This is a genomic window from Mycobacterium sp. MUNTM1 (assembly GCF_054660795.1).
Genome location: NZ_BAAGDE010000007.1, coordinates 18,748 through 41,543, shown reverse-complemented (window position 1 = coordinate 41,543; position 22,796 = coordinate 18,748). Strand labels below are relative to the sequence as shown.

Genomic DNA, 22,796 nt, shown 5'->3' with positions numbered 1-22,796 from the left:
TGGTCGGGCTAGAAACTCGCGAATCCGCGCGACGGCGCGCCAACCGCGCCGGTCAGCGGTAGTTGACGAACTGCAGCGCAACATCCAGGTCGGCCTGCTTGAGCAGAGCTTGGACGGCCTGCAGGTCGTCGCGCTTTTTGCTGGTGACCCGGATTTCCTCGCCCTGGATCTGCGTCTTGACGGACTTGGGGCCGTCGTCGCGGATCAGCTTGGTGATCTTCTTGGCGTTCTCGCTGCTGATCCCCTGCTTGAGGGTGCCGTTGATCTTGTAGGTCTTGCCCGAGGCCTGCGGTTCGCCGGCGTCGAAGGCCTTCATCGAGATGTCGCGGCGGATCAGCTTCTCCTTGAAGACGTCGACGGCCGCCTTGACGCGTTCCTCGGTGGACGACGTCAGCTCGATTGCCTCGTCGCCCTTCCAGGCGATTGTGGTGTCGGTGCCGCGGAAGTCGAATCGGGTGGCCAACTCCTTGGCCGCCTGGTTGAGCGCGTTGTCGACCTCCTGGCGATCCACTTTGCTGACGATGTCGAACGATGAGTCCGCCATGCGTTCCGTCCCTTCACTCGGTGATAGGCGTTTGTGCTTTGTCTACTCGCTCGTTGTAACCTGTCTGGCGGCAGGTTGCCCGAGCGGCCAATGGGAGCGGACTGTAAATCCGTCGCGAAAGCTTCACAGGTTCGAATCCTGTACCTGCCACCACACGTCAGCCGGCGTTTCTGGCTGCCGGAACACGCTTGGGTGCGTGGCTGGTGCGCAGTCGGTACGCAATAGCTGCGGCAGTCTCCCGACTCGCTTAACCCTTTGCCTTCGAACCGTGCCGATCCTTCCACTGACAAGTTGCGATCCAAACTCGTAGATCGTCGAACCGAACGTCGCGCAGCGGAACGTCAGTCACTGCGACGCGGCGCTGGGCGCGGGCGCAGCCCGGTCTCGAACTGCTTAGCTTGAACCTACGGGCATGTCATTCAGGAAACAGGACTGAAACCTGAACGAATGTCCCCTTGGTTCAAGATAGCTTGCACGGTTGAGCACGTCATTCAGGAAATTGGCTTAAACTTGAATGGTGGACGTTGAGGCGGTACGTCAGTCCCCCATTGGGGAGTTGGTACCAATCAGTGGGACTGACCCGCGAACAATGACGCCCTGGGAGTACTGGGCCTACCTACCTAGCGCACTTCCCCAACTGCCTCACTTGACACCAAGAGCGATCTCACTGTCCGCGAAGGCCGGAGCCGCCGTCGCACGCCTCGACGAAGCTGTAGCCCGGCTGCCTAGACCCGAAATTCTCGTACGACCAATCATCAGGAAAGAAGCACGAAGCACATCAGCGCTGGAAGGCACATATGCGACTTTCGAGGAAGTCCTCGAGGCCGACTTCCTCGAAGACCAGCAGATGTCGTCCGAGCAGCGGGAAGTCCGCAACTTTGTCGAGGCGACCGAGTCCGCCGTAATTAGCATCCAAGACCGCCGCATCACCCGCTCCTTCCTGGGCGAACTGCAGCGCATGATCGTAAAAAAAACCCCCGGCGACACGCCAGACGCCGGCGACATCAGGCCACATCAGGTCGCAATCGGCCCCAAGGACAAACCCATCGAGGAAGCCCGGTTCGTCCCATGCCCTCCGGGAGCTCAACTCGAAGCTGGTGTTAAGGACTGGGAGAGCTGGATCGCGGCAGAGTCGGATCTACTGATAATCGCGAAGGTGGCGATCGCCCACTACCAGTTCGAAACATTGCACCCATACGGTGACGGGAACGGCCGGCTTGGCCGACTCATATCCATACTGCAACTGATGAAGGAAGGCGAGCTGCGCTGGGCAGTCCTGAACATCGCACCTTGGTTCGAGGCCCACCGAGACCTCTACCAAGAAGGACTGCTGCAGCTAACGCTTACCGGGGATTTCAGTACGTGGGTCGAGTTATTTGCGCACGCAGTGGAAATGCAAGCGCGCGAAGGCCTGCAGAAAATCCAGGAGTTGCTCGCCCTCCGCGATCAGATGGTTGCCACGCTGCGCGCGGGCGGACTGCGCGGATCGGCTATCGAGATCGCAGAGATACTCATCGGCTACCCCGTAATTGATGTCCGCACAGCCAGCCGACTCATTAACAAAACCTTCGAGGCGAGCAACGTCGCCATCGCCAAGCTGGTCGAGCACGGCATCTTGCAAGAGATCACAGGACGGTCGCAGAATCGGCTATTCGGCTGCGTCCAGGCGGCGTACACCATCACCAAGTAGGCCAGCAGAGCAGCGGCGGCAGACGCGCAATGGTTACGCCGGCACGGCCCCGAAAACGGGCCGCCGAGGGGGCTTTTGAGCTGCCTTCGGGCGATCCGGTTCCGGGGACATCTGCCCGGTCCGCTCGTGGGGTTGTGATTTGACGTTGCCGAAAGCCCGATCTAAATGTACGAATGTCAAACAATCCGGCTGAAACACGCACGGCCGCAATCCTTCCCACGGCGCGTTTTCGCGCGTAGCGTTGTATTACCTGGGAAAGGTGGTTTGCCCATGAGTGTCACATCTGACATCGCCAAGGCCACCGGACTGTTCCAACAAGGCGTCGACCTGATGGACTCTGCAGATAGCGTGGGCGGCCTCGAAGTCGCACGAAACATGATGCAGGACGCTATGTTCGAACTATTAGACGTGAAAGTAATTCTTCGGGCCAGCGATCCCATGGCGGCGCGACTGGAACAAACGGTGCGGCGCGGGAATGTCTATCTCGATCGCCTCGACATTTTCATCGCTGAAGCGACGGGCTGAGCCCTTTCTGACGGACCCTGACCGAGACGGCACCCCGGCGCTGACTCCTCCCAACCCAACCCCGGCGTCGGGGTGTCCCGCTGTGCGCATTACCGACACTCGTTGTGTCCGAGGCCTGTCCGAGACCTTTCGCTAAGGCCCGCAAGGCTGAAACCCTGCCGGCGTTCGGGGACACCCAAACCCACGTGCAGGCTGGGGTGTCCGAAATCGCCTCGGCTACAAGCGGATCAGACCGACCGGCGCCTCACTCGGGGCGATCACACCCGCCGCCCGCCCGCGCTGACGGCCGCCAGCGTGGCCTCGTCCCGGCTGGGGGCGGGTTCGCGGTCCGGGACGTCGGCATTGTCGATCGCCTGGCTGCGGCCCAGGGCGACGGTGGCCGCCGCCATTGCCGCCACCGCGACGGCGAGGACGAGCGCCGTCAGGTCGCCCACCGCCAGGTGCTCGCCGAGTACGACAACCCCGAGCGCGACGGCAACCACCGGTTCACCCACCAGCATGATCGGCACTGACGCCTGCAGCGCACCGGCGTGAAAGGCCGAGTTCTGCACGACCGTCACCGTCACGGCCAGCGCAACCAGCACATACGGGGCGGGGACGGTCATGAGCGCATGCCATCCGCCGACCGAATAGCGGTGGGTGCAGACCTTCGTGACGACCGCGATCATGCCGAGCAGGATCGCCACCGCGACACCCAGCAGCGAGGCCCGCACCCGGCCCGCGGCGCGGTGGGCGGCAACGACGCAGGCGATCACCGACGGCACGGTGATCGCCAGCGCCAACGTCCACGCCGGAATCGGGGGACGGCTGTGGCCCTCGCGGGGCTGGCCCACCAGCAGGAAGACCGCCAGCGCGGCCGTCAGCAGCATCGCCCAGCCCCACTGGGCCCGACTGATGCGCTGGTGGCACAGCGCCGCGCTCAACGGCAGCGCGAACAGCAGCGACGACACCAGCAGCGGCTGGACGAGCAGCAGCGACCCGTGCGCCAGCGCCACGGCCTGAAACACGTAGCCGGCGACTGCGGCAAACGTTCCCGCCCACCACAGCGGTTGGCGGGCCAGCGTCGTCGCCATCGCCGCCGACATGGCCTCATCACCCGGAACGCGGTGGGTGGCCCGCTGGCGGACCACGATTCCCACCGCCGCCCAGAACGCGGAAAGCAAAGCCGAGAAGATCGCAACCGCGTGCGTCGTCACCCACCCCATGCCCTGAGGGGTACCCCTGACCTCGGCGGGGTTAACTTGCTCTTTCGGCGCCGGCCTGTCTCGCCTTACGCTGGGTGGCCGGCGGGAAGTTCGTCCCGATCGGCGGATCGAAAGGAAACATGCTGCGTAGCAAGGTATTCACCATAGCGGCGGTCGTCGCGGCCATCGCGTCAGCGGCGCTGACACTGCTGCCCTGGATCGACTTGAGCCACTTGGGTTTTCCCATCCGGTGGAACGGTCTCGGCATATACGACGGAGAGGATGCCGATCACTACGGCCCCTTGCTCAGCGGGATGGTGAACAGCACGCCGGGTTGGATCGTGCTGATCGCCGCGATCGCCGCCGCCGCCACGTTGCTGGCCGCATCGCGGGCGCGCTGGCTCGGCCTGGTCGCATGCGGCTGCGCTGCGGTCGCATTCGTCACCGCGGTCCTGTGCTGGCTGTATCCGGCATTGCTGGTCGACGGCACCAAGCACGAGATGGGGGCGTCCGGGCTGGCGGATCGGGAGTTCGTGAATTCCAGCGCACTGCTCGCTGAGGCCGCGGTCACCGCCGTGCTGGTGGTCTGCACTGTACTCGCCGTCTTCGGTGCGAAAAACGTTGCCAGCGAAGGTGATTGAATCCCTGAGCGGTGAGCGCCTGGTAAGATCGTCGAGGTCGCCGCGATGAAACTCGCGATAACCGTGGGAGTTTGCGTTGTCGCCGCGTCGGTGCTCGCGCCGGTGGCGACCGCGGATCCCCCGCCATTTCCGGATTTGAGCGACTTCCACGCCGTCAACGCCCGCGACTACGAAACCTACGCAACCTACGGAATTCAAGGCGTGCAATTCGCCACCCCGGGCGGCTACCGGTGCCGGATGGACACAAATTTCAAGGCATCACGGCAGATGGTGGACTGCTGGGGCGCGCTGCCTGGGACCGCCCAAAATCATGTCGGGTTGATCACCCAATCGAAGCAGACAACCGCCGCGATGTTGTCCGACGTGGATCTGTCCTCGATGGAGCAGTACGACTTCCGGCCCAGCGAGGGACCATCGGGGGTCATCGACCCCAAGGACTACAAACCGTTAGCGCCACACAACAAGGTGAGCTATGCCGGATTCACCTGCGGCGTGGATCCGGTTACGACAGCATGCGAGTCAGACGACCCGTCCAGCCAGCACGGATTTGTCCTTTCCCCACAAGGCAGCCGGACTTTCTAGGAGACATCGGCATCAATCAGCGTTGCTGGCACCAGGTTTCGATGTGAGCGTGGCGAGCGCCGCGCCGAGCGGCGGGCCGGTGGCCGCGATCGAGGCGATCAGCACGAGCCGTCCCGGTGCGCTGTTGACCATGCCGATGAGCTCGTGCCCATGGTGCCCGCCGTGTCTTTCATCAGCGCACAGTGCGAACCGGGCGGGGGTTGATCAACCTTCCTTGGGCCACAAGCGATCCGTGTTGCTTGAGGCGCTGAGTGCGGATGTTGACCTCGTAGCTGAGGATTTCCTCGATCTGTCCCAGTTGCTCGCTGAGGTACCAATACAGATCGTCGATGTCCCGGCAGATGACAATCGCCACCAGGTTTTTGGTCCCACTAACGGCGCCGGCGAATGCGATGTGGTGGTGCGCCGCGATACGCTCGCCCACGCGGTGGATGTCGCGGGGCGCCAACGTGAGCCACAGCATCGCGCTGAGCCGGTGGCCGAGCCGTTCCGGTAAGAGGTCGACGTCGTAGAGCAGCGCACCGCAGGCTTCCAGCGCCGCGATTCGCCGCCCGACTCGGGCCACCGACCAGCCGGCGCGTGCGGCGAGTTTCGGTTGTGACGTCCGGCCGTCCTCGGCGAGCGCCTCGAAGATCGGGCGGTCTTCGGCGCTGGGCAAGCACTGTTGAGCGCTTGGCACCGGGCCGGTCCGCTCAGCCAGGATCTCTGCGGCTTGCCGATCGGTGAGCGTGTGGCCGTAGCCGGTCCACGGCGCGCTTGCGGGCTGCCCGAACGAATGCAGCAGCAGATCGATAGTGATCTCGGTGACCGATGTTGTTCGCGGTAGCAGGTGCAGGAGATCGTCACGAGTGTCACCCACCGGTGCACGGATGACGCAGACCAGATCAGTCCATCCCGCCAGCACGTTGGCGTGGGACACGTCTGGCCGGCGTACCAGGGCGTCGGCCAGCTTCTGTATGCGTTCGGGTGCGGCCCGCATCCGGCACACCCAACTCCCTTCGCCGTCGACCCACCGGTTCTCCAGGCCGACAACGCGCACCACGCCGTCGCGGCGCAGTCGGTGGTAGCGCCGCGCCACTGTCTGCTCGGTGGCCTCGACGACGGCGGCGATCCGGCGAAACGACACGCGCGGAGCCAACTGCAACGCATGCAGAATCTGCGCGTCCAACTCGTCGAGCACAAAGAAAAGTATGCGCTAACCCCGGCCTGGATGAAGACTTCTCACCTAATTCGCCGCAACGATCGTAATTTCGGCGGTGGCGCTGTGAGGCTAGGGACCCATGGAGCTGACAGGCAACACCGTTTTGGTCACCGGTGGTGGCAGCGGGATCGGTCGCGGACTGGCCGAAGCCCTGCATCGGGCGGGCAACCAGGTTGTGATCGCCGGGCGCCGTCGCGACGTGCTGGAAGCCGTCGCCGCCGCCAACCCGGGCATCGCATACCGTCACTTGGACCTGGCGGAGGCGGACAGCATCAACCAGTTGGCCATCGAACTGACCGGCAGCTACCCGGATCTGAACATCCTGGTGAACAACGCGGGGGTCATGCGCACCGAGGACCTGTCGACCGGCGATGCCGCCCCAGCCGAAATCGCCGAGCAGACCGTTGCGGTCAATCTGTTGGGCCCGATCCGGCTCACCGCGGCACTGCTCCCCACCCTGCTGTTGCAACCGCGCGCCGCAATCGCCAACATCACCTCCGCTTTGGCGTTCGTCCCCAGAGCGGTCGTGCCGACTTACTCAGCGTCCAAGGCGGGCCTGCACGCCTACACCCAGTCGCTTCGCCACCAATTGCGGCACACTCCGGTCCAGGTCATCGAGATCATCCCGCCGCGGGTCGAGACCGACATGCTCGCCCAGCAGGGCGGCGGGCAGGGCGCGATGTCGTTGAATGCCTTTGTTGCCGAGACGATGTCGCTGTTGCACAGCCAGCCTCACGCTGCAGAGATCGTGGTCGATGCCGCTCAACGGGTGCGATTCGCCGCCCGCGACGGGCACTACGACGACGTCTTCACGGCAATCAACCCGTAAGGAGCGATCACCATGCACATCGGAATCGGACTGCCCAGCCATATCGCGCACGCGTCGGGGCCGTTGACCGCCGAGTGGGCGCGCCGAGCCGAACAGCGGGGCTTCGCCGAACTCGCCGCGATAGACCGGCTCGTCTACGAAAGCCTCGACTCGGTCGTCGCGATGGCTGTGGCCGCGGGCGCAACCACAGACATCGGCCTGATGACCAACGTGCTGCTGGCTCCGCTGTACCCCGCGGCGGTGCTGAGCAAGCAAGTCGCCACCCTCGCCGACGCATCTGGCGGGCGGCTCACCCTCGGCCTTGGTGTCGGGAGCCGAGCCGACGACTACGCCGCCGCCGTCGTGGACTATCGGCGGCGCGGGCGCATCCTCGACGAGACCGTGGCCGTGTTGCGCGACACGTGTGCAGGCCGGACCGTTACGGGCGACAAGCCGTTGACCCCAGCGGCGGTGCGGATTCCCATCCTGTTCGGCGGCCGAGCGGACGCGACAATCCGTCGCGCGGCCACGATCGGTGACGGCTGGACCGCGGGAGCGTTGCGCGACTACGCCAACCAGGCTGCGTTCGCCGACCGGGTGCGCGCGGCATGGACAGAGGCGGGCCGTGCGGAGCGCCCGCGGCTTCAGGCCAGTGTCAACTTCGCCTTCGGTGATGCCGCCACAGTCGCTGCGGGTCGTGCCCACCTGCACCGCTACTACGGCTTCAAGCCTGACTATGCCGCGCTCAACGCAGCCGACATGATCAGCTCGGCCAACGAGGCGGCCCAGACCGTGCGCGCCTATCGCGACCTGGGCTTCGACGGACTCATGTTCCACCCGTGCGTCGCCGAGATCGATCAGATCGACCACCTAGCCGAGGCGGTTCTGTCATGACCTTCTTTGAAACACAGGGCATCTCGCTGTACTACGAGACGTACGGGGATTCGGGCGATCCGCCCGTGCTCTTGCTGTCCGGCCTGGCCGGCGTCGGCGCCAGCTGGAGCAACCAGATCAGCCGATTCGCCTCCCGATTTCACGTCATCGTCCCCGACCAGCGCGGGACCGGACGGACCAGCCGCACGGATGTCGGCCACTCGACCGAACAACTCGCCGCCGACATGGCCAGCCTCGTCGATCACCTACATGTCGGTCCAGTACATGTCGTCGGAGCCTCCACCGGCGGAGCCATCGCGCAATACATGGCGCTGGATCACCCGCATACCGTTGCCACCCTGACTCTCGTGGCCTCCTTCGCCCGCTTCGATGCCTACCTGCGGCGCGAGTTCGCGGCGCGACGCAGAATGGCTGCCGAGTGGGACCGAGAGTCGTTGCTTTCGGCCTATTCGCTGTTCTTGTTCTCCCCAACGTTTTTCCGCTGCCACCCGGAGAAAGTTGCGGCCTGGATCGAACGGGCGGCCGCGGTGCCGATGCAGCAAGGCGACATCGACATCTCATTACGGCGCATCGACATGATCGCGGCCCACGACACGCTGTCACGACTCGGGTGCATCGTGCAGCCGACGCTGGTGATCTGCGGTGCAGACGACTTCTGCACGCCGCTGCCGCTCTCCCAGGAGATCGCGAGCCGAATCCCGCACGCCGAGTTGGTGATACCCGCTTGCGGGCACTTCGTCGAGCATGAGCTCGATGACCAGTTCTTCGGACTCGTCTCCCGATTCATCGAGCAGCGCAAGGCCTGACCGAAATCAACTCAGGCGCCCGGCGACGATGCCGCAGCGCGGATCTGGTTGGCAACCTTTGCCGCGCCGCCGTGCGTGCTTGCGCGATCCGGCGGTCGTCTTACAAAACGTAGTACGCTATAGCCATGGCTGACACGATTACCTTCCGGCCGGACGCAGATACATCGAAGGCGCTGGAGGTCTTGACCAGAGATGGCACGGCTGTGTCCGCAGCCGTTCGAGCTGCTCTCATCGAAGCCGCACGACGGAAGGCCAGCGCGGCGATTCGCGCCGAGGCCGAAACGCTCGCTGAAGACGAGGCCGATCGCGCCGAGGCCATCCAGGTGCTGCGCGATATGGAGACGCTGCGTGCGCGGTGAGGTCTTCCAGTTGCATGCCCCGCGGGGGAGTCGTGGTCGCGAGCAGTCGGGTTCCCGCTACGCCGTCGTCGTCCAGTCAGATCAACTGCCTTTGTCTACCTGGCTCGTTGCCCCGACGTCTACGTCGGCTCGTGCCGCCAGCTTTCGACCCGAGGTTGAAATCGGCGGCGTAAGCACCCGCGTCCTTGCCGAGCAGGTCGCGGCGGTCGACCCAGGCCGGCTCGGCAAAAGCGTCGGGTTGCTCAGCGTCGACGAGATGCGCCGCGTTGATGCGGCGCTGCGCATCGTCCTCGATCTCTGAGCGCGCCACCGTCGCGTCGGATGAAAATAGTTGGCGCACAGGGCAATGCGCATCGTTTACTGGTAATCACCCATATTCGAGCACTGCATATCCGCCTAGGCCATCCGCACTAGCGAACCAGCCGTCGCGCTAGGCGGGGTGCAGGCTGACGGGGATGCCGGAGTAGATGCCGCAGACCGAGGTGCAGACGCGGCAGAAGCTACGCACCGTTTGCATACTCCGGTAACGTACTCTCGCTGTTCGAGAAGGCCTATCGCATTTTCGAGAATGGCCATGCCTTTTTGGCCAATGACACTCTCCGCAAAAGGCACCTGCGGTTAGGCGACCCTTAGTTATCCTCGGGGCGGACCGGGTTGGACGAACGCAGTCGTACCAGAGGAGTAATCAGGGGTGACCGAGACAACCGCGCAGCCGGTGACGGCCGAATTCGACGATCGACCGCCGGTGTCACTGCGAACGCGTGGCCGTTGGCTGCGGTGGGGGCTGCTGTCGGTGTGGGGTCCCGGGCTGGTGGTGATGCTGGCCGACACCGACGCCGGGTCGCTGATCACCGCGTCGCAGTCCGGCGCCCAGTGGGGCTACCGGATGGTGCTGCCGCAGCTGATCTTGATGCCGGTCCTCTACGTCGTGCAGGAGATGACCGTGCGGCTGGGCATCGTCACCAAGCGCGGCCACGGCGCGCTGATCCGGGAGCGGTTCGGCCGCGGCTGGGCGTGGTTGTCGGCGTTCACCCTGTTCGCCTCGGCGATCGGGGCGTTGCTGACGGAATTCGCCGGCGTGGCCGGCGTCGGTGAGCTGTTCGGCGTCTCACGCTGGGTGAGCATCCCGGTCGCGACCGTCGCGCTGCTGGCACTGGCGCTGACGGGTAGCTACCGGCGGGTCGAGCGCATCGGCCTCGTCGTCGGCGCGGCCGAACTGGCGTTCCTGGTAGCCATGGTGATGGCCCGGCCGGATCCGAAGGCACTGATGCACGGCCTGACGTCGATGCCGCTGGGCAACTCGTCGTATCTGTTGTTGGTCGCGGCCAACGTCGGCGCGGTCATCATGCCGTGGATGATCTTCTACCAGCAGGGCGCGGTGGTCGATAAGCGGTTGTCGGAGAGCACGATTCGCCAGGCCCGGTACGACACCGCCTTCGGCGCGGTGCTGACCCAGCTGATCATGATCGCGGTGGTGATCACCATGGCCTCCACGATCGGCAAGCGCGGCGGCGGGGCGGAGCTGGAGACCGTCGGCCAGATCGCCCAATCGTTGACGCCCTACCTGGGTCACGTCGGCGGGACGGTGCTGTTCGGCCTGGGCATGCTGGGTGCGGCGCTGGTGGCCGCAATCGTCGCCTCGCTGGCCGGTGCGTGGGGGCTCGCGGAGGTGTTTGGCTGGAAGCACACGCTCAACGAGCGGCCCAGCCGCGCCACCGCCAAGTTCTACCTCACCTATGGGCTCGCCCACATCGTGGGCGCGGTGCTGGTGCTGGCCAGTGTCGACCTGGTCAACCTGGCCGTCGATGTCGAGGTGATGAACGCGCTGCTGCTACCGATCGTGCTGGGCCTGCTGCTGGCGCTGGAGGCCAGGGCGCTGCCCGAGCAGTGGCGCATGCAGGGGTTGCACAAACACCTCACCCGCGCACTGTGTTTCGTGACCATCGGCTTCGGCCTTTACATGGTTCCGCAGGCGCTCGGCGTGTTCTGAGCGCGAAATCTCAGAACCAAGGCCCGGGGTAGTGGCCGTCCTGGTCTTGCACCATGACGATCTCCTTGCACTCGCCGTTGGACCCCGGCGCCGTCTCGCCACGGCACACGAGGGTCCATCCGGAGATCCTCTCGAAGGGGCGTAGCGACCAGTTCGGCGCGACGGGATCGGTCGCGGGCAAAGCGATTACCGAGAATGTCCCGCCGGCGCCGGTGATGTAGAGGTGGTCTTCGAAAAATGCCAGCTTGGCGATCGACATCTTCTTGGCGTCGTCCCGGTTCTTCTGGAAATCCCACTGCTGACTGCGCAGGTTCCACACGCCGAAGCCGAACTGCGAGGTGTCCGAGCCGTGGCCGTCGACGAACAGTTTCCCATCGGACAGCGCCGCGCTCAGCCCGCCGCCCGAGATCCGGTCGGAATCGCCGATCTTGATGATGGACTTGGCGTTGAGGTCGTAAAACATCGTCGACAGCACCGGGGGGTTGTACGAGTCCCAGTGCGTGATCTTCACCAGTTTGTTTGGGCCGTCGGTCAATTCGGCGTCGACGGATTGCACGTCATTGTCCTGGTAGATCGCGTCCCCGCTGGGCAGGCGCAGCTCGGCGCCGGACGTCTTCGAAGGCTCGGTGTTGCGCTGGAACGCCAGAACGTCCTGCCAGACCCGGCCGGGCTGCGGGTCGTTCCACATCATCGACAGGTCGCCGCCGGACAGGACCACGGTGCGCGGCGGCGATGCGGCGCCGTGGCCGTCGGTGAAGGCGTTGAGCCACGCCACACCCGAGGCCGTCGAGGCCAGCCCCCAATCCTTCGACGCGGCCGGCTTCAAGTCGGGGGTGGGCGGCTGCAGCTCCTTGGTGGCCAGCTGCTGGCCGGACTTGGAGTCGAGCACGAAGGCGGTGGTGGTGGTGACCTCGGGGGACGGGGCCTGCGCGGGCTTGATCGTCGTGACGACGTAGACGACCCTCATGTCGTCGGCGGTTCCGGTCAGCGCGCAGATGCCGCCGGTGAGGTTCTGCCCGGCCGGAATCGCGGGAATGGCGGGCGCGACGTATTGCCCGCTCTTCGGGTCGAAGATCTTCGGCCGGATGTCCTCGAGCGCCGTCTTGCCGGCCGAGAACTTCTCCGGGCAACCGAAATACGCCGTTCCGCCGTAGCTTTTCCAGTCCTTTTCCAGCGGGCCAGTGATCGGGGCGGGCGGGGGAGCCGCGCGGGCGCTGGTTTTTGGGACGGACGTCGACGTGGTGGGGGTGAGTGCGGGCGGCGCGGCGGTCTCCGAACACGACGCGACGGCCAGGCAGCCGAGGGGCGCCCGCCCCGCGGGGGCGCGGGGGCGGGTCTGCCGGGGTGCGCCTCCCCGCGCCCCCCCCCCCCCCCCCCCCCCCCCCCCCCCCCCCCCCCCCCCCCCCCCCCCCCCCCCCCCCCCCCCCCACGCCTCGGCGCCTACGGCGGCGGGCCCGTAGGTGAACAGGCGGTGCCGGGTCGCATGCACCCAGGCTGCACGCATTGAAAACCCCCGTTAAGTTCGTGTAACCAAGCAGCGTAAGGCCGCCCCGATGCGTCCGCGACTTGGGCGCATAGCCGCGTGTGTCACAGCGGGCGCCGGCGATACCTACCGGTCGAATTCGATGGGCAGGCTCTTCGGCCCGCTCAGGCTCACCATCGGCTTCCATGGCGCCGGTCCGGCCATGCGCGGGTTTTGCAGCCGGTTCGCCAGGACGTTCAGCGCCTCGGCGATCTCCCGCCTGGCCAGGTTCGCGCCCAGGCAGTAGTGCACGCCGCCGCCGAACGTCAGAATGGGTGGCGCCGCGTCGCGGGTGATGTCGACGCGGTCGGGGTCGTCGTATACCGCCGGATCACGGTTGGCCGCAAAGGTATTCACCAACACCGCGGTGCCGGCGGAGAACGAGTAGCCGTCGAGCTCGGCATCCTCGACCACCAGGCGCAGGGTTCCGCAGGCGATCGGCGAGTGCCGCATGGTCTCCTCGACGGCACGCATCGCCAGCTCGGGCCGCTGCCGCAGCAGCTCCCACTGCTCGGGGTGTTCGCACAGCACCTGCACCGAGGCGGCCACCTGGTTGCGGGTGGTGTCCGTCCCCGCCAGCAGCAGGCCGCCGGCCAGCATGCGCAGCTCGGCGGCGTCCAGGCGGTCGCCCTCGTCCTCGGCGCGAATCAGGTCGGAAAGCAGGTCATCGGTCAAACTGTGCCGGCGGCGCTCGACCATCTCGTCGACGTAGTCGTCGAGCTCGCGCCACGCGCGCATCACGACCTGCTCGACCGCGCGGAGGTCGACGGTGAAGCTGAAGGCCTTGAACACGTCGTCGGCCCACAACGAGAACTGTTGCCAATCCTCGCGGGGCGCGCCGAGCAGCGCGCAGATGATCGGCACGGGGTAGGGGCGCGCGATGTCGGTGACGACATCGCACCGGCCCGCGCCGGCCACCTGATCGATTAACTCCGTCATCACGCCGGCCATGGTGTCGTGCAGCCGCGCGACCGTTCGCGGGGTGAACGCCTTGGAGCACAGGCTGCGCAGCCGATGGTGTGCGTCGCCCTCCAGACACAACAGGCTGTTGGCGACCTTGTCCCACAGCGGGCCCGAGTCGATGCCCTGAGCGAGCAGGTTGATGCCGGGCGGGATCTGGAATCGGGGGTCCCGTAGGACGGAACGGACCAGGCGGTAGGAGAGCACCTCGGGCCCGTGCGGTCCCATCGCGACGGGGGCCCGCCGCTGCGCCTCCCTCAGCCGCGGATAGACCTGCGCGGGTGTTTCCTCGGGGTCGTACGAAAGCGTCGGCAGGTCTGCCTCGAAAACGCTTGGGGGAGCGGCACCGACGGTCATGACGGTCTCCTTGGCTCCGCAGAATGCTGCGGACGACTTTCAGACAATGTATGGCCAGCACGGGGGAGTGTCAACGACATCGCCGAGCACTTGGCGCGAGCGCCATACACGTGAGCGAAAACGCATTGCCGCGGCGCGTCCCGCCGTGCCGCTCAATCCTGCGCGCGCAGCCGCACCATCCGCGTCGTCGACGTCTCATCCAGCTCGACGACGTCGGAGCGCGAACGCAGGAAGTCGCTGAATGAGCGGAATCCCAAAGATTTTTCGCTGAACGACGGGTCCATCCGCTTCATCTGCGCCTTGACGGCCGAGTTGTGCAGCCAGTCGACGTCGTCTTTCTCCAAGCCGATCTGCAGCGCGCGCGTCAGCAGCGCGGTGGCGGCGCCCTGCGGGTCGGGCTGCTCGTCGGGCTCGTCCGGCTTGGCCGACTTGGCCCGGGTGGCCCGTTTCTTCGGCTTGGCCGCCTCCGCGTCGGCGGGTGCCGGCACCGGGACCCCGGGCAGCGCGTCGTAGATGACGAACTCGTCGCAGGCGGCCGCGAGTGCGCGGCTCGACGCGCCGGCCACCCCGATGCCCACCACGTACCGGCCGAGCCTCTTGCAGCGCTGGGCCAGCGGAATGTAGTCGGAATCACCGGCCACGATCACCACGTGGGTCAGGTCGGGCAGCCGGAACATGTCCTCGACCGCGTCCACGGCCAACCGGATGTCGGCGCCGTTCTTGCCGTAGGCGGCCGCCGGGAACAGCTGCACCAGGTCGACCGCGCGGGCCACCAGTTGCCCGCGATACCCGGCGTTGATGTCCGCCGACCAGTCGGCGTAGGCGCGGGTGAGCACCAGGGTCCCGAACGACGAGGCGAAGTCGAGGATCGCGGCGACGTCGACCGTCGCCCGGTCCAGCCGCTCGGGATGCTGCTCGAGCCCCTTGGCCTTGTCCCGCTGGAACGAATTCCGCCCGTGCATCTGGTCGTACCGGGAGATCACGATGTTGTCGAAGTCGAGGTAGACGGCCACTCGCGTCGCAACCGGTTCGGTCATGCCTTCGATCATTGCTGAGCAGAACCAAAGCGGGTACACAGCCCACATGAATGAGGTGAAGTTTCTCCACCTGCACGGCGATCGCATCGCCTACCGCGACGCGGGTGAGGGCGAGGTGCTGCTGCTCATCCACGGCATGGCGGGCAGTTCGGAGACCTGGCGGTCGGTGATCCCGCCGCTGTCGAAGAAGTTTCGGGTCATCGCCCCGGACCTGCTCGGCCACGGCGAGTCGGCGAAACCCCGCACGGACTATTCCCTGGGCGCGTTCGCGGTGTGGCTTCGTGATTTCCTCGACGAGCTCGGCGTCGGCCGCGCCACCGTCGTCGGTCACTCGCTCGGCGGTGGCGTCGCGATGCAGTTCGTTTACCAGCATCCCGACTACGCCCAGCGGCTGATCCTGATCAGCAGCGGCGGACTGGGTCCCGACGTCGGCTGGGTGTTGCGGCTGCTCTCGGCGCCCGGGGCGGAGTTGGTGCTGCCGATCATCGCCCCGCCGCCCGTGTTGTCGGTCGGCAACGCGCTGCGGTCCTGGATGAAGGCCGCCGGCATCCGCTCGCCCCGCGGCGCCGAGCTGTGGAGCGCCTACTCCTCGTTGTCCGACGGCGAAACCCGGCAGTCGTTCCTGAAGACGCTGCGCTCGGTCGTCGATTACCGCGGGCAGGCGGTCAGCGCGCTCAACAGGCTCCGGTTGCGCGAGGACCTCCCGGTGATGGCGATCTGGGGCGAGTGCGACGGGATCATTCCCGTCGACCACGCCTACGCCGCGCATGAGGCGCGCACCGACGCCAGGCTCGAGGTGCTGCCCGATGTGGGTCACTTCGCGCAGGTCGAGGCCCCCGAGCGGGTGGTGGAGCTGATCGAGGACTTCATCGCCGCGGGGGAGCGCCGCGATACGCAGAGCCCGCAGCCGTCCGGGCACAGCTAGCGCGCGCCGCTGTAGTCGACCCGCCAGTGCTTGATGCCGTTGATGAAGGATGACCGCAGCCGTTCGGGGTCACCGGCCGAGCGCAGGTCGGGCAGGTGGTCGGCGATCGCGTTGAACATCAGGTCGATCGTCATGCGGGCCAGATTGGCGCCGATGCAGTAATGCGCTCCGGTGCCGCCGAATCCGACGTGCGGGTTGGGGCTGCGCAGGATGTCGAAAGTGAACGGGTCGTCGAAGACCTCTTCGTCGAAGTTCGCCGACCGGTAGAACAGCACCACCCGCTGGCCCTGCTTGATGCGCACGCCGCCGAGTTCGGTGTCCGCCAGCGCGGTGCGCTGAAACGCCGTGATCGGGGTGGCCCACCGGATGATCTCGTCGGCAGCGGTTTTCGGTCGCTGCGCCTTGAACAACTCCCACTGGTCCGGGTGGTCGGTGAAGGCCATCATCCCCTGCGTGATCGAGTTGCGGGTCGTCTCGTTGCCGGCCACGGCGAGCGTGACCACGAACATGCCGAACTCGGCGTCGGAGAGCCGCTGCTCCTCGGAATCGGCCTCGATCAGCGTGGTGACGATGTCGCGATCCCGGGGGCCGGGGTCCTCGGCCTTGCGCGCCGCCAATTGCATGGCGTACCATATCAATTCGCCCGCCGACGTCAGCGCGTCATGGCCGGCAAACTCCGGGTCGTCGCTGCCGATCATGTTGTTGGTCCAGTCGAACAGCTTGTCGTAGTCCTCCGCCGGCACACCGAGCAGGCCCGAAATCGCTTGCAGCGGAAGCTCACACGCCACCTGCCGGACGAAGTCCCCCGACCCCTGCGCCGCGGCCCCGGCGGTGATGCGCCGCGCGCGTTCGGTGAGCTCGGCGCGCAACCGCTCGACCGCGCGCGGCGTGAAACCACGCGAGACGATCTTGCGCAGTCGGCTGTGCTCGGGGTCGTCCATCATGATCATCGACGCCCGACCGGCCTCGATCTGCCCCTGTGCCAAGTCTTCTCGATAGCGGGGCACGATCGACTTGGTGGCCGACGAGTAGACATCGCTGCGCAGCGACACCTCGCGGATGTCGCGGTGCTTGGTCACCACCCAGTAGCCGCCGTCGCCGAAGCCCCCTTGATCGAGGGGCTGTTCGTTCCACCAGATGGGTTCCGTGGCGCGCAGTTCGGCGAATTCCTGCACGGGGAGCCGATGCGCGTAGATGTCGGGGTCGGTGAAATCGAAGCCCGGCGGGAGGTTCGGTGTCGGCATGGGATTTCTCCTCGACTCCTGCGGCGGTTAGCAAGATGGTAGCCGCGGGCGTTCGGATCGCCTAGCAAATCGTCAGCGCGACGCGGGGCTGGCCGTCCTGACGCTTTCGCGCCCACCGAGATTGGTGGCCGCGGTGATGACGGCGCGCTCGATCTGGCGCAGCGCGTGCACCGCGGTGAGGAAGCGCCGGGTGTCGGGGCCGGTGTCGCCGCGGCCGTTGCCGTCGTGCTGCCGGGCCACCGTCTCGGCGGCGTCGAGTTCGTCGGCCGCCGAGACCAGGGTAGGTGCTTGGCCGCCCTCGATGGCTTCCTGCAACGCGTCGATGTTGCGTCGTGTCTGGGCCGCGGCCGCCGAAAACGCATGAGCTAGTTCCGAGGCCAGCGAGGGTGACCCGACGGGATCCCGGTACTGCTCGGCGCTGCGCGCCAGGCTCCGGCCGTAACGGTCGCAGGCGGTGAAGATCCGCAGTGCGCGCCGGATGCTGCGCCGGCCGGCAAGTCCGGCGACGCCGGCCAGCAACGGCTTGGCGGTGACCCGGAACTGCTGCAGGTCCCGATCGAGCTGACGCGCCTGCTCCGACGGGCTGGCGCTGTCCTGGGCGCCGAACATGGTCGCGGTGGAGACTTCGATCAGGACGGACAGGCTCGTCAAGAAGGCGCGGGTGTCGGTGCGGATCGCCGTTCTGGTGTTGGTCGGCAGCACCACGACCGCGACGGTCGCCCCGATGACGGCGCCGATCGCGGTCTCTTCGATCCGCAGCATCAGCACGCCGAACGAAAACTGGCCGAGCAGCCCGTACAGCAGCGCCAGCATGGTGGTGATCCAGAAGGTCATCAGGCTGTACGTGACCGTCATGAAGTAGAACGCGCAGAACAGGCACACGAAAATGCCGACCAGCGCGGCGGTCTTGTGGCCGGTCAGCAGCGTGGCCACCAGCACGCCGCACGGCACGCCGAGCAGCGTCCCGAGCAGTCGTTGCCAGCCCTTGGTCAGGGTTTCGCCCCAGGAGTTGGTGCCGGCGAAGATGACGAACGCCGCGATCACCGCCCAGTACCAGCGCGCCGGCGAGACCAGTTCGCCGATGACGATGGCCAGGGATGCGGCGACGGAGACCTGGATGGCCTGCCGGGTGGTCGGCCGCAGCCCGGTGGCCGGCTCTTCCCCGGCGGTCTCGTCGGGGAGGGCGTCCCCGGGTGGCTGTGGGCGCTCGCCATCGCCGTCGTCCAGGGGCCGGCCGGTGGCCACCCGGTCGACGATCGCCCGCACGTCGGACGTCGCCGACGCGGCGTTGATGATCGCCAGCGCGAGGCGGCGCACGGCCGCGCTGCCCTCGTCGTCGCCCGCGGGCGCGGGTTGCTCGTCGAGCAGCCGTTGCGCGCGGTCGGCGGCGCGGCGCAGCCCGTCAGGTTCGGGCAGCCGGATAGCCCGCGACAGTTGGGTGAGCGCGTCGACGAGCGCGGCCCGGGTGGGCGCGGGCATGGAATCGGGGTCCTCGCAAGCGATGACGGCCGCGCGGCGGCCGGCGGTGGCGACCCATTCGATGGCAAGCTCCGCGTCCAGCAGCCAGGGCGCGAGTTGTTCTGCGGTGACGCCGGGCCACAGGGTGCCGGGGTCGGCCTTGTCTTCGATCTGGCTCTGCACCATCAGGGCGGTCTCGTTGAGCCGGATGGTGCGCGCCCGCATTCGGCGCCGCCGCCGTTCGTCGAGGCGGCCCGTGCGCACCGCCTCGGCGGTGGTGTCGAGGACGATCGCCATCCGGGCCCGCAGCGCCCGAATGGTGGCACGCAGTACCCGTTCGGGCCGATCGGGCATCACGTAGGTGCTCATCAGGTACGTGCACACGGTGCCCACCGCGACTGCCCCGATCATCCAGGGCAGCTCCGCGAGCCGGGCCCGCAGATACAACGTGAAGAAGTAGGACATGAACGCGACCATGCCCAGAGCCCTGCCCCGCGCCCCGTAGCGCCGGATGTATGCCGCGGTGAACACGACGAGCACGAAGACGAGGTCGCTGACCACCGTGTGCGGCGCCAGCACCGCGGCGGCGGTGATGGACGCGGCGGCGGGCAGGGGCAGCAACGCCATCGTGATCCGCTGCTGATGTGGGTCGGGCTCGTTGACGGAGCGGGACGCGACCATGGTGATGACGACGCCCAGCAGGGCGACGGTCAGCGGTTGTCCCGTCGCCCTGGTGAGGATGAAGAGCGCCAGCAGGGAAAGGCCCAGCGCGGCCGTCGTCCGAGTGGCCATTCGCAGCCGAAGCAAGCCAGGATCGGAGCCGATCACCCAGTTGCGGGCGCGTTCGTAAAGAACAGTTATCGGGGGACCGCCTCTCTTGCGCTTACTCAACATGGTTACCCGAACCGCGACGCGGCGACCAAGCTAGTCTTCGACATCGTGACTCCGCCGACGCTCGCGAAGCTGGCTGACGGCCGTGACCTGCTGTTCTTCGCGCTGCCCGGGCATCGTCCGGCGCCGGTGGAGGACCGCAGGCCGCTGCCGGCGCGGGATCCCGCCGCGCAGTCGCAGTTGCGCTTCGACCGGTCCACCGGGCAGTGGGTGATCGTCGCGGCGCTGCGCCAGGATCGCACCTACAAGCCGCCACCGGAGGCCTGCCCGCTGTGCCCCGGCCCGACCGGACTGACCAGTGAGGTGCCCGCCCCCGACTACGACGTCGTCGTATTCGAGAACCGATTCCCCAGCCTGTCCGGCGCGCTGCCGTCGCTGCCCGCCTCGGCGCCCGTGCCCGGCGAGGACGGCTTCGTGACCGCGCCCGGGCACGGCCACTGCGAGGTGATCTGCTTCTCCGCCAACCACACCGGGTCCGTCGCCGAGCTGGAGCCGGCGCACGCGCGGCTGGTCGTCGAGGCGTGGCGGCATCGCACCGCCGACCTGATGGCCAGGCCGGGCATCGAGCAGGTGTTCTGCTTCGAGAACCGCGGCGAGGAAATCGGGGTGACGCTGACCCATCCGCACGGGCAGATCTACGGCTATCCCTTTCTGACACCGCGCACCGCCACCATGCTGGAGCAGGCTCGTCGCCATCGGGACCGGCACGGCGGCAACCTGTTCGGCGACCTGCTGGCACGCGAGGTCGCCGACGGCAGCCGCGTCGTCGCGCGCAACGAGCTGTTCACCGCGTTCGTGCCGTTCGCGGCGCGCTGGCCGGTCGAGGTACACATCTACCCGAACCGGTTCGTGCGCAACCTGATTGAACTCGACGAGGACGAGACGGATGCGTTCGTGGGCGTCTACCTCGACGTCCTCGGGCGGTTCGACCGGATGTATTCCACGCCGCTGCCCTACATTTCGGCGCTGCACCAGTACGCCGACACCGCCGCCCAGGCCGACGGCTACTTTCACGTCGAATTGATGTCCATCCGGCGCAGCGCCACCAAGCTCAAGTACCTGGCGGCGTCCGAATCGGCGATGGACGCCTTCATCGGCGACGTCACGCCGGAAAGCGTGGCCCAGCTGTTGCGGGACCTCGCGCAATGACCACGCCGATCCGGTTCGCCGCACCGGGGCGGATCAACCTGATCGGCGAACACACTGACTACAACCTGGGTTTCGCGCTGCCCATCGCGTTGCCGCAGCGCACCGTCGCGACGTTCGCGCCCGCTGACGACGACGCGATCACCGTGGTCAGCGACCGCGCGGACGCCCCGGTGCGGGTCCGGATCGGCACCGCTCCCGGTGAGGTGACCGGTTGGGCGGCCTATGTGGCCGGGGTGGTGTGGGCGCTGCGCCAGGGCGGCCACCCGGTGCCCGGCGGCACCATGTCGATCACCAGCGACGTGGAAATGGGATCGGGACTGTCGTCCTCGGCGGCGCTGGAATGCGCGGCGCTGGGCGCGATCACCTGGGCCGCCGGCGTCCGCATCGAGGTCAAGGAGCAGGCCAGGCTGGCCCAGCGGGCCGAGAACGAGTATGTGGGCGCGCCAACGGGTTTGCTCGACCAGCTCGCCGCGCTCTTCGGCCGCGACGCGACCGCGGTGCTGATCGACTTCGCCGACCTGAGCGTCACGCCGGTGGTTTTCGACCCGGAGTCCGCGGGCGTCGCGTTGCTGCTGATCGACTCCCGGGAGCGGCACAGCCACGCGGGTGGCGACTACGCGGCGCGCCGCGCGTCCTGCGAGCGCGCCGCCGCCGACCTGGCGGCGTCGTCGCTGCGGGCGGCCGCCGATCGCGGGCCGGCCGAACTGTCGGCCGTGCGTGACCCGGTCGACGCCCGCCGTGCGCGACACGTGCTCAGTGAAAACCGGCGGGTCGTCGACTGCGTTGCGGCGCTGAGAAATTCGGACTACGCCGAAGCCGGACGGATCTTCACCGCCTCGCACGCCTCCATGCGCGACGATTTCGAGATCACCACCGAACGCATCGACCTGATCGCCGGCACCGCGGTGCGCGCGGGCGCGCTGGGGGCGCGGATGACCGGAGGCGGCTTCGGCGGCTGCGTGATCGCCCTGGTGCCGCTGGACCGCACCGAGCAGGTCGCCGAGGCGGTGCGGCGCGCCGCGACCGACGCCGGTTTCGAGCGGCCGACCGTGACCCGGACCCGCGCGGCCGCGGGCGCGGGGCTCGTGTGAGGAAACGGCATCGACGGCGGCGGGCGGCGACCGCGGCTCACCGGCGCCCGAAGTTACTTGCCCGGCAATTTCGCCATTCTGCCGATGACCAGTGGTCACTAAATGTAACGTGAACCCCCATGGGGGTATCTCACTCCTGCATGTGCAGCACGGGTTTTCCCGTCCGGATAGTAGCGATGGGCGTGCCATCGCTACCGACGCCTGCCGCCGATTACCTCGCCGTCGACGCGAAACGCTCGCCGTGGCTTGGAATTTAGAAGGCCAAGCCGCGGCGATCGAGCGGGGGCTGGGCGGCGCCACCCCGCAACGCGCGGGCTGGTTCCGTTTTTACTTCGAAGGCCAGCGCTGGGTGTGGTCCGACGAGGTTCAGCGCATGCACGGGTACAAACCGGGCGCGGTGACACCCACCACCGAGCTGGTGTTGTCACACAAGCATCCGGCCGATCGTCCCCAGGTGACCGACGGCATCAACGACATGATTCGGCGTCGTCAGGCGTTTTCCACCCGGCATCGCATCGTGGACACCGCCGGAATGATCCACCACGTCCTCGTGGTGGGCGATCCGTTCTGCGATGACGGCGGGAAAGTCGTCGGAACCCACGGCTTCTACATCGAACTCACGCCGCCGCCCGCCCGCGCCCGGGAGGACTCCATCAGCGCCAAGGTCGCCGAAATCGCCGGGCGCCGCGGCGTGATCGACCGCACCAAAGGCATGCTGATGCTGATCTACGGCATCGACGAGGACGCCGCGTTCAACATGCTCAAAACCTTGTCCCAGTCGGGAAACACGAAGCTCGGGCTGCTCGCCCAACGGATCGCCGATGACTTCGCGGCGCTGGGCAAAGAGGTGATCACCGCGCGCTCGCGCTTCGACCAGCGGCTGCGTGAAGCGCACCTGCGGCCGCCCGGCGCCGGCGACGACGGCGGCTGAGCGGGTG

The 22,796-nt window shown here is 67.1% G+C and carries 22 protein-coding genes and 1 tRNA gene; 15 read left to right on the top strand and 8 right to left on the bottom strand.

What is annotated here, in order from left to right; translation table 11 throughout:
* Positions 1-52: 52 nt before the first annotated feature.
* The gene (locus ACYQ8K_RS05880; protein ID WP_065055770.1) at positions 53-544 is read right to left on the bottom strand and encodes a YajQ family cyclic di-GMP-binding protein; all 492 of its coding nucleotides are present in this window, start codon (positions 542-544) and stop codon (positions 53-55) included.
* 69 nt (positions 545-613) lie between these two features.
* On the opposite strand from ACYQ8K_RS05880, the gene ACYQ8K_RS05875 reads away from it, so the two are divergent.
* The 3 genes from ACYQ8K_RS05875 (at position 614) to ACYQ8K_RS05865 (ending at position 2,759) form a co-directional block, all read left to right on the top strand.
* Positions 614-697 (top strand) — tRNA-Tyr (locus ACYQ8K_RS05875).
* A gap of 493 nt (positions 698-1,190) precedes the next feature.
* Positions 1,191-2,234, top strand: a complete 1,044-nt coding sequence (locus tag ACYQ8K_RS05870) for a Fic family protein (protein ID WP_459967527.1) — start codon at positions 1,191-1,193, stop codon at positions 2,232-2,234.
* A gap of 270 nt (positions 2,235-2,504) precedes the next feature.
* Positions 2,505-2,759 carry a hypothetical protein gene (locus tag ACYQ8K_RS05865; RefSeq protein ID WP_459967525.1) on the top strand — a complete coding sequence of 85 codons (255 nt, stop codon included), beginning with the start codon at positions 2,505-2,507 and terminating at the stop codon, positions 2,757-2,759.
* Between the two features lie 257 nt (positions 2,760-3,016).
* Here the strand turns inward: ACYQ8K_RS05865 and ACYQ8K_RS05860 are convergent, their stop codons facing one another.
* A complete protein-coding gene (locus tag ACYQ8K_RS05860; RefSeq protein ID WP_459967524.1) occupies positions 3,017-3,964 on the bottom strand; it encodes a DMT family transporter in 948 nt (315 codons plus the stop codon).
* Positions 3,965-4,083: 119 nt separating this feature from the next.
* On the opposite strand from ACYQ8K_RS05860, the gene ACYQ8K_RS05855 reads away from it, so the two are divergent.
* On the top strand, positions 4,084-4,584 hold the full coding sequence (locus ACYQ8K_RS05855) for a hypothetical protein (protein ID WP_459967522.1): 501 nt from the start codon (positions 4,084-4,086) through the stop codon (positions 4,582-4,584).
* Positions 4,585-4,629: 45 nt separating this feature from the next.
* Positions 4,630-5,166: a hypothetical protein gene (locus ACYQ8K_RS05850; protein WP_459967521.1), complete on the top strand. Its 537-nt coding sequence runs from the start codon at positions 4,630-4,632 to the stop codon at positions 5,164-5,166.
* A 172-nt stretch (positions 5,167-5,338) separates the two neighbouring features.
* On the opposite strand, the gene ACYQ8K_RS05845 is transcribed toward ACYQ8K_RS05850, so the two are convergent.
* Entirely contained in the window at positions 5,339-6,346 is a 1,008-nt protein-coding gene (locus tag ACYQ8K_RS05845; RefSeq protein ID WP_459967519.1) for an Lrp/AsnC family transcriptional regulator, read from the bottom strand.
* Positions 6,347-6,446: 100 nt separating this feature from the next.
* On the opposite strand from ACYQ8K_RS05845, the gene ACYQ8K_RS05840 reads away from it, so the two are divergent.
* From ACYQ8K_RS05840 to ACYQ8K_RS05815, 6 genes are all read left to right on the top strand, one after another.
* The gene (locus ACYQ8K_RS05840; RefSeq protein WP_459967518.1) at positions 6,447-7,196 is read left to right on the top strand and encodes an SDR family oxidoreductase; all 750 of its coding nucleotides are present in this window, start codon (positions 6,447-6,449) and stop codon (positions 7,194-7,196) included.
* 12 nt (positions 7,197-7,208) lie between these two features.
* On the top strand, positions 7,209-8,069 hold the full coding sequence (locus ACYQ8K_RS05835; protein ID WP_459967517.1) for an LLM class flavin-dependent oxidoreductase: 861 nt from the start codon (positions 7,209-7,211) through the stop codon (positions 8,067-8,069).
* Positions 8,066-8,875 (top strand): alpha/beta fold hydrolase, encoded by an 810-nt coding sequence (locus ACYQ8K_RS05830; protein ID WP_459967515.1) that lies wholly within the window; start codon positions 8,066-8,068, stop codon positions 8,873-8,875. The genes ACYQ8K_RS05835 and ACYQ8K_RS05830 overlap by 4 nt, the downstream gene beginning before the upstream one ends.
* A 125-nt stretch (positions 8,876-9,000) precedes the next feature.
* Positions 9,001-9,234, top strand: coding sequence for a hypothetical protein (locus ACYQ8K_RS05825; RefSeq protein WP_459967513.1), 234 nt, complete (start codon positions 9,001-9,003; stop codon positions 9,232-9,234).
* Positions 9,224-9,535 (top strand): type II toxin-antitoxin system PemK/MazF family toxin, encoded by a 312-nt coding sequence (locus tag ACYQ8K_RS05820; protein WP_459967512.1) that lies wholly within the window; start codon positions 9,224-9,226, stop codon positions 9,533-9,535. The genes ACYQ8K_RS05825 and ACYQ8K_RS05820 overlap by 11 nt, the downstream gene beginning before the upstream one ends.
* A 390-nt stretch (positions 9,536-9,925) precedes the next feature.
* Positions 9,926-11,224 carry an NRAMP family divalent metal transporter gene (locus tag ACYQ8K_RS05815; RefSeq protein ID WP_459967510.1) on the top strand — a complete coding sequence of 433 codons (1,299 nt, stop codon included), beginning with the start codon at positions 9,926-9,928 and terminating at the stop codon, positions 11,222-11,224.
* Between the two features lie 10 nt (positions 11,225-11,234).
* On the opposite strand, the gene ACYQ8K_RS05810 is transcribed toward ACYQ8K_RS05815, so the two are convergent.
* From ACYQ8K_RS05810 to ACYQ8K_RS05800, 3 genes are all read right to left on the bottom strand, one after another.
* Positions 11,235-12,518 (bottom strand): hypothetical protein, encoded by a 1,284-nt coding sequence (locus ACYQ8K_RS05810; RefSeq protein WP_459967645.1) that lies wholly within the window; start codon positions 12,516-12,518, stop codon positions 11,235-11,237.
* Between the two features lie 315 nt (positions 12,519-12,833).
* Complete coding sequence (locus ACYQ8K_RS05805; RefSeq protein ID WP_459967509.1) at positions 12,834-14,063, bottom strand: cytochrome P450; 1,230 nt, start codon at positions 14,061-14,063, stop codon at positions 12,834-12,836.
* Between the two features lie 152 nt (positions 14,064-14,215).
* Entirely contained in the window at positions 14,216-15,112 is an 897-nt protein-coding gene (locus tag ACYQ8K_RS05800) for an NYN domain-containing protein (RefSeq protein ID WP_459967508.1), read from the bottom strand.
* Between the two features lie 34 nt (positions 15,113-15,146).
* Between ACYQ8K_RS05800 and ACYQ8K_RS05795 the strand changes: the two genes are divergently transcribed.
* Positions 15,147-16,025, top strand: a complete 879-nt coding sequence (locus ACYQ8K_RS05795; RefSeq protein ID WP_459967506.1) for an alpha/beta fold hydrolase — start codon at positions 15,147-15,149, stop codon at positions 16,023-16,025.
* On the opposite strand, the gene ACYQ8K_RS05790 is transcribed toward ACYQ8K_RS05795, so the two are convergent.
* Both ACYQ8K_RS05790 and ACYQ8K_RS05785 read right to left on the bottom strand, forming a co-directional pair.
* A complete protein-coding gene (locus ACYQ8K_RS05790) occupies positions 16,022-17,269 on the bottom strand; it encodes a cytochrome P450 (RefSeq protein ID WP_459967504.1) in 1,248 nt (415 codons plus the stop codon). The genes ACYQ8K_RS05795 and ACYQ8K_RS05790 overlap by 4 nt on opposite strands.
* Positions 17,270-17,341: 72 nt before the next feature.
* Positions 17,342-19,555 carry an FUSC family protein gene (locus ACYQ8K_RS05785; RefSeq protein WP_459967644.1) on the bottom strand — a complete coding sequence of 738 codons (2,214 nt, stop codon included), beginning with the start codon at positions 19,553-19,555 and terminating at the stop codon, positions 17,342-17,344.
* A 111-nt stretch (positions 19,556-19,666) separates the two neighbouring features.
* On the opposite strand from ACYQ8K_RS05785, the gene galT reads away from it, so the two are divergent.
* The 3 genes from galT (at position 19,667) to ACYQ8K_RS05770 (ending at position 22,789) form a co-directional block, all read left to right on the top strand.
* The gene (gene galT, locus ACYQ8K_RS05780) at positions 19,667-20,767 is read left to right on the top strand and encodes a galactose-1-phosphate uridylyltransferase (protein WP_459967503.1); all 1,101 of its coding nucleotides are present in this window, start codon (positions 19,667-19,669) and stop codon (positions 20,765-20,767) included.
* Complete coding sequence (locus ACYQ8K_RS05775) at positions 20,764-21,858, top strand: galactokinase (RefSeq protein WP_459967502.1); 1,095 nt, start codon at positions 20,764-20,766, stop codon at positions 21,856-21,858. Before galT ends, ACYQ8K_RS05775 begins: the two co-directional genes overlap by 4 nt.
* A 241-nt stretch (positions 21,859-22,099) precedes the next feature.
* The gene (locus ACYQ8K_RS05770; protein ID WP_459967501.1) at positions 22,100-22,789 is read left to right on the top strand and encodes a PAS and ANTAR domain-containing protein; all 690 of its coding nucleotides are present in this window, start codon (positions 22,100-22,102) and stop codon (positions 22,787-22,789) included.
* The last annotated feature ends 7 nt before the right edge of the window (positions 22,790-22,796 follow it).

Coding starts and splice junctions, on each gene's coding strand:
- ACYQ8K_RS05880 (WP_065055770.1), bottom strand. CDS start 544: ATGGCGGACTCATCGTTCGACATCGTCAGCAAAGTGGATCGCCAGGAG.
- ACYQ8K_RS05865 (WP_459967525.1), top strand. CDS start 2,505: ATGAGTGTCACATCTGACATCGCCAAGGCCACCGGACTGTTCCAACAA.
- ACYQ8K_RS05860 (WP_459967524.1), bottom strand. CDS start 3,964: ATGGGGTGGGTGACGACGCACGCGGTTGCGATCTTCTCGGCTTTGCTT.
- ACYQ8K_RS05855 (WP_459967522.1), top strand. CDS start 4,084: ATGCTGCGTAGCAAGGTATTCACCATAGCGGCGGTCGTCGCGGCCATC.
- ACYQ8K_RS05850 (WP_459967521.1), top strand. CDS start 4,630: ATGAAACTCGCGATAACCGTGGGAGTTTGCGTTGTCGCCGCGTCGGTG.
- ACYQ8K_RS05840 (WP_459967518.1), top strand. CDS start 6,447: ATGGAGCTGACAGGCAACACCGTTTTGGTCACCGGTGGTGGCAGCGGG.
- ACYQ8K_RS05835 (WP_459967517.1), top strand. CDS start 7,209: ATGCACATCGGAATCGGACTGCCCAGCCATATCGCGCACGCGTCGGGG.
- ACYQ8K_RS05830 (WP_459967515.1), top strand. CDS start 8,066: ATGACCTTCTTTGAAACACAGGGCATCTCGCTGTACTACGAGACGTAC.
- ACYQ8K_RS05825 (WP_459967513.1), top strand. CDS start 9,001: ATGGCTGACACGATTACCTTCCGGCCGGACGCAGATACATCGAAGGCG.
- ACYQ8K_RS05805 (WP_459967509.1), bottom strand. CDS start 14,063: ATGACCGTCGGTGCCGCTCCCCCAAGCGTTTTCGAGGCAGACCTGCCG.
- ACYQ8K_RS05800 (WP_459967508.1), bottom strand. CDS start 15,112: ATGATCGAAGGCATGACCGAACCGGTTGCGACGCGAGTGGCCGTCTAC.
- ACYQ8K_RS05795 (WP_459967506.1), top strand. CDS start 15,147: ATGAATGAGGTGAAGTTTCTCCACCTGCACGGCGATCGCATCGCCTAC.
- ACYQ8K_RS05790 (WP_459967504.1), bottom strand. CDS start 17,269: ATGCCGACACCGAACCTCCCGCCGGGCTTCGATTTCACCGACCCCGAC.
- ACYQ8K_RS05775 (WP_459967502.1), top strand. CDS start 20,764: ATGACCACGCCGATCCGGTTCGCCGCACCGGGGCGGATCAACCTGATC.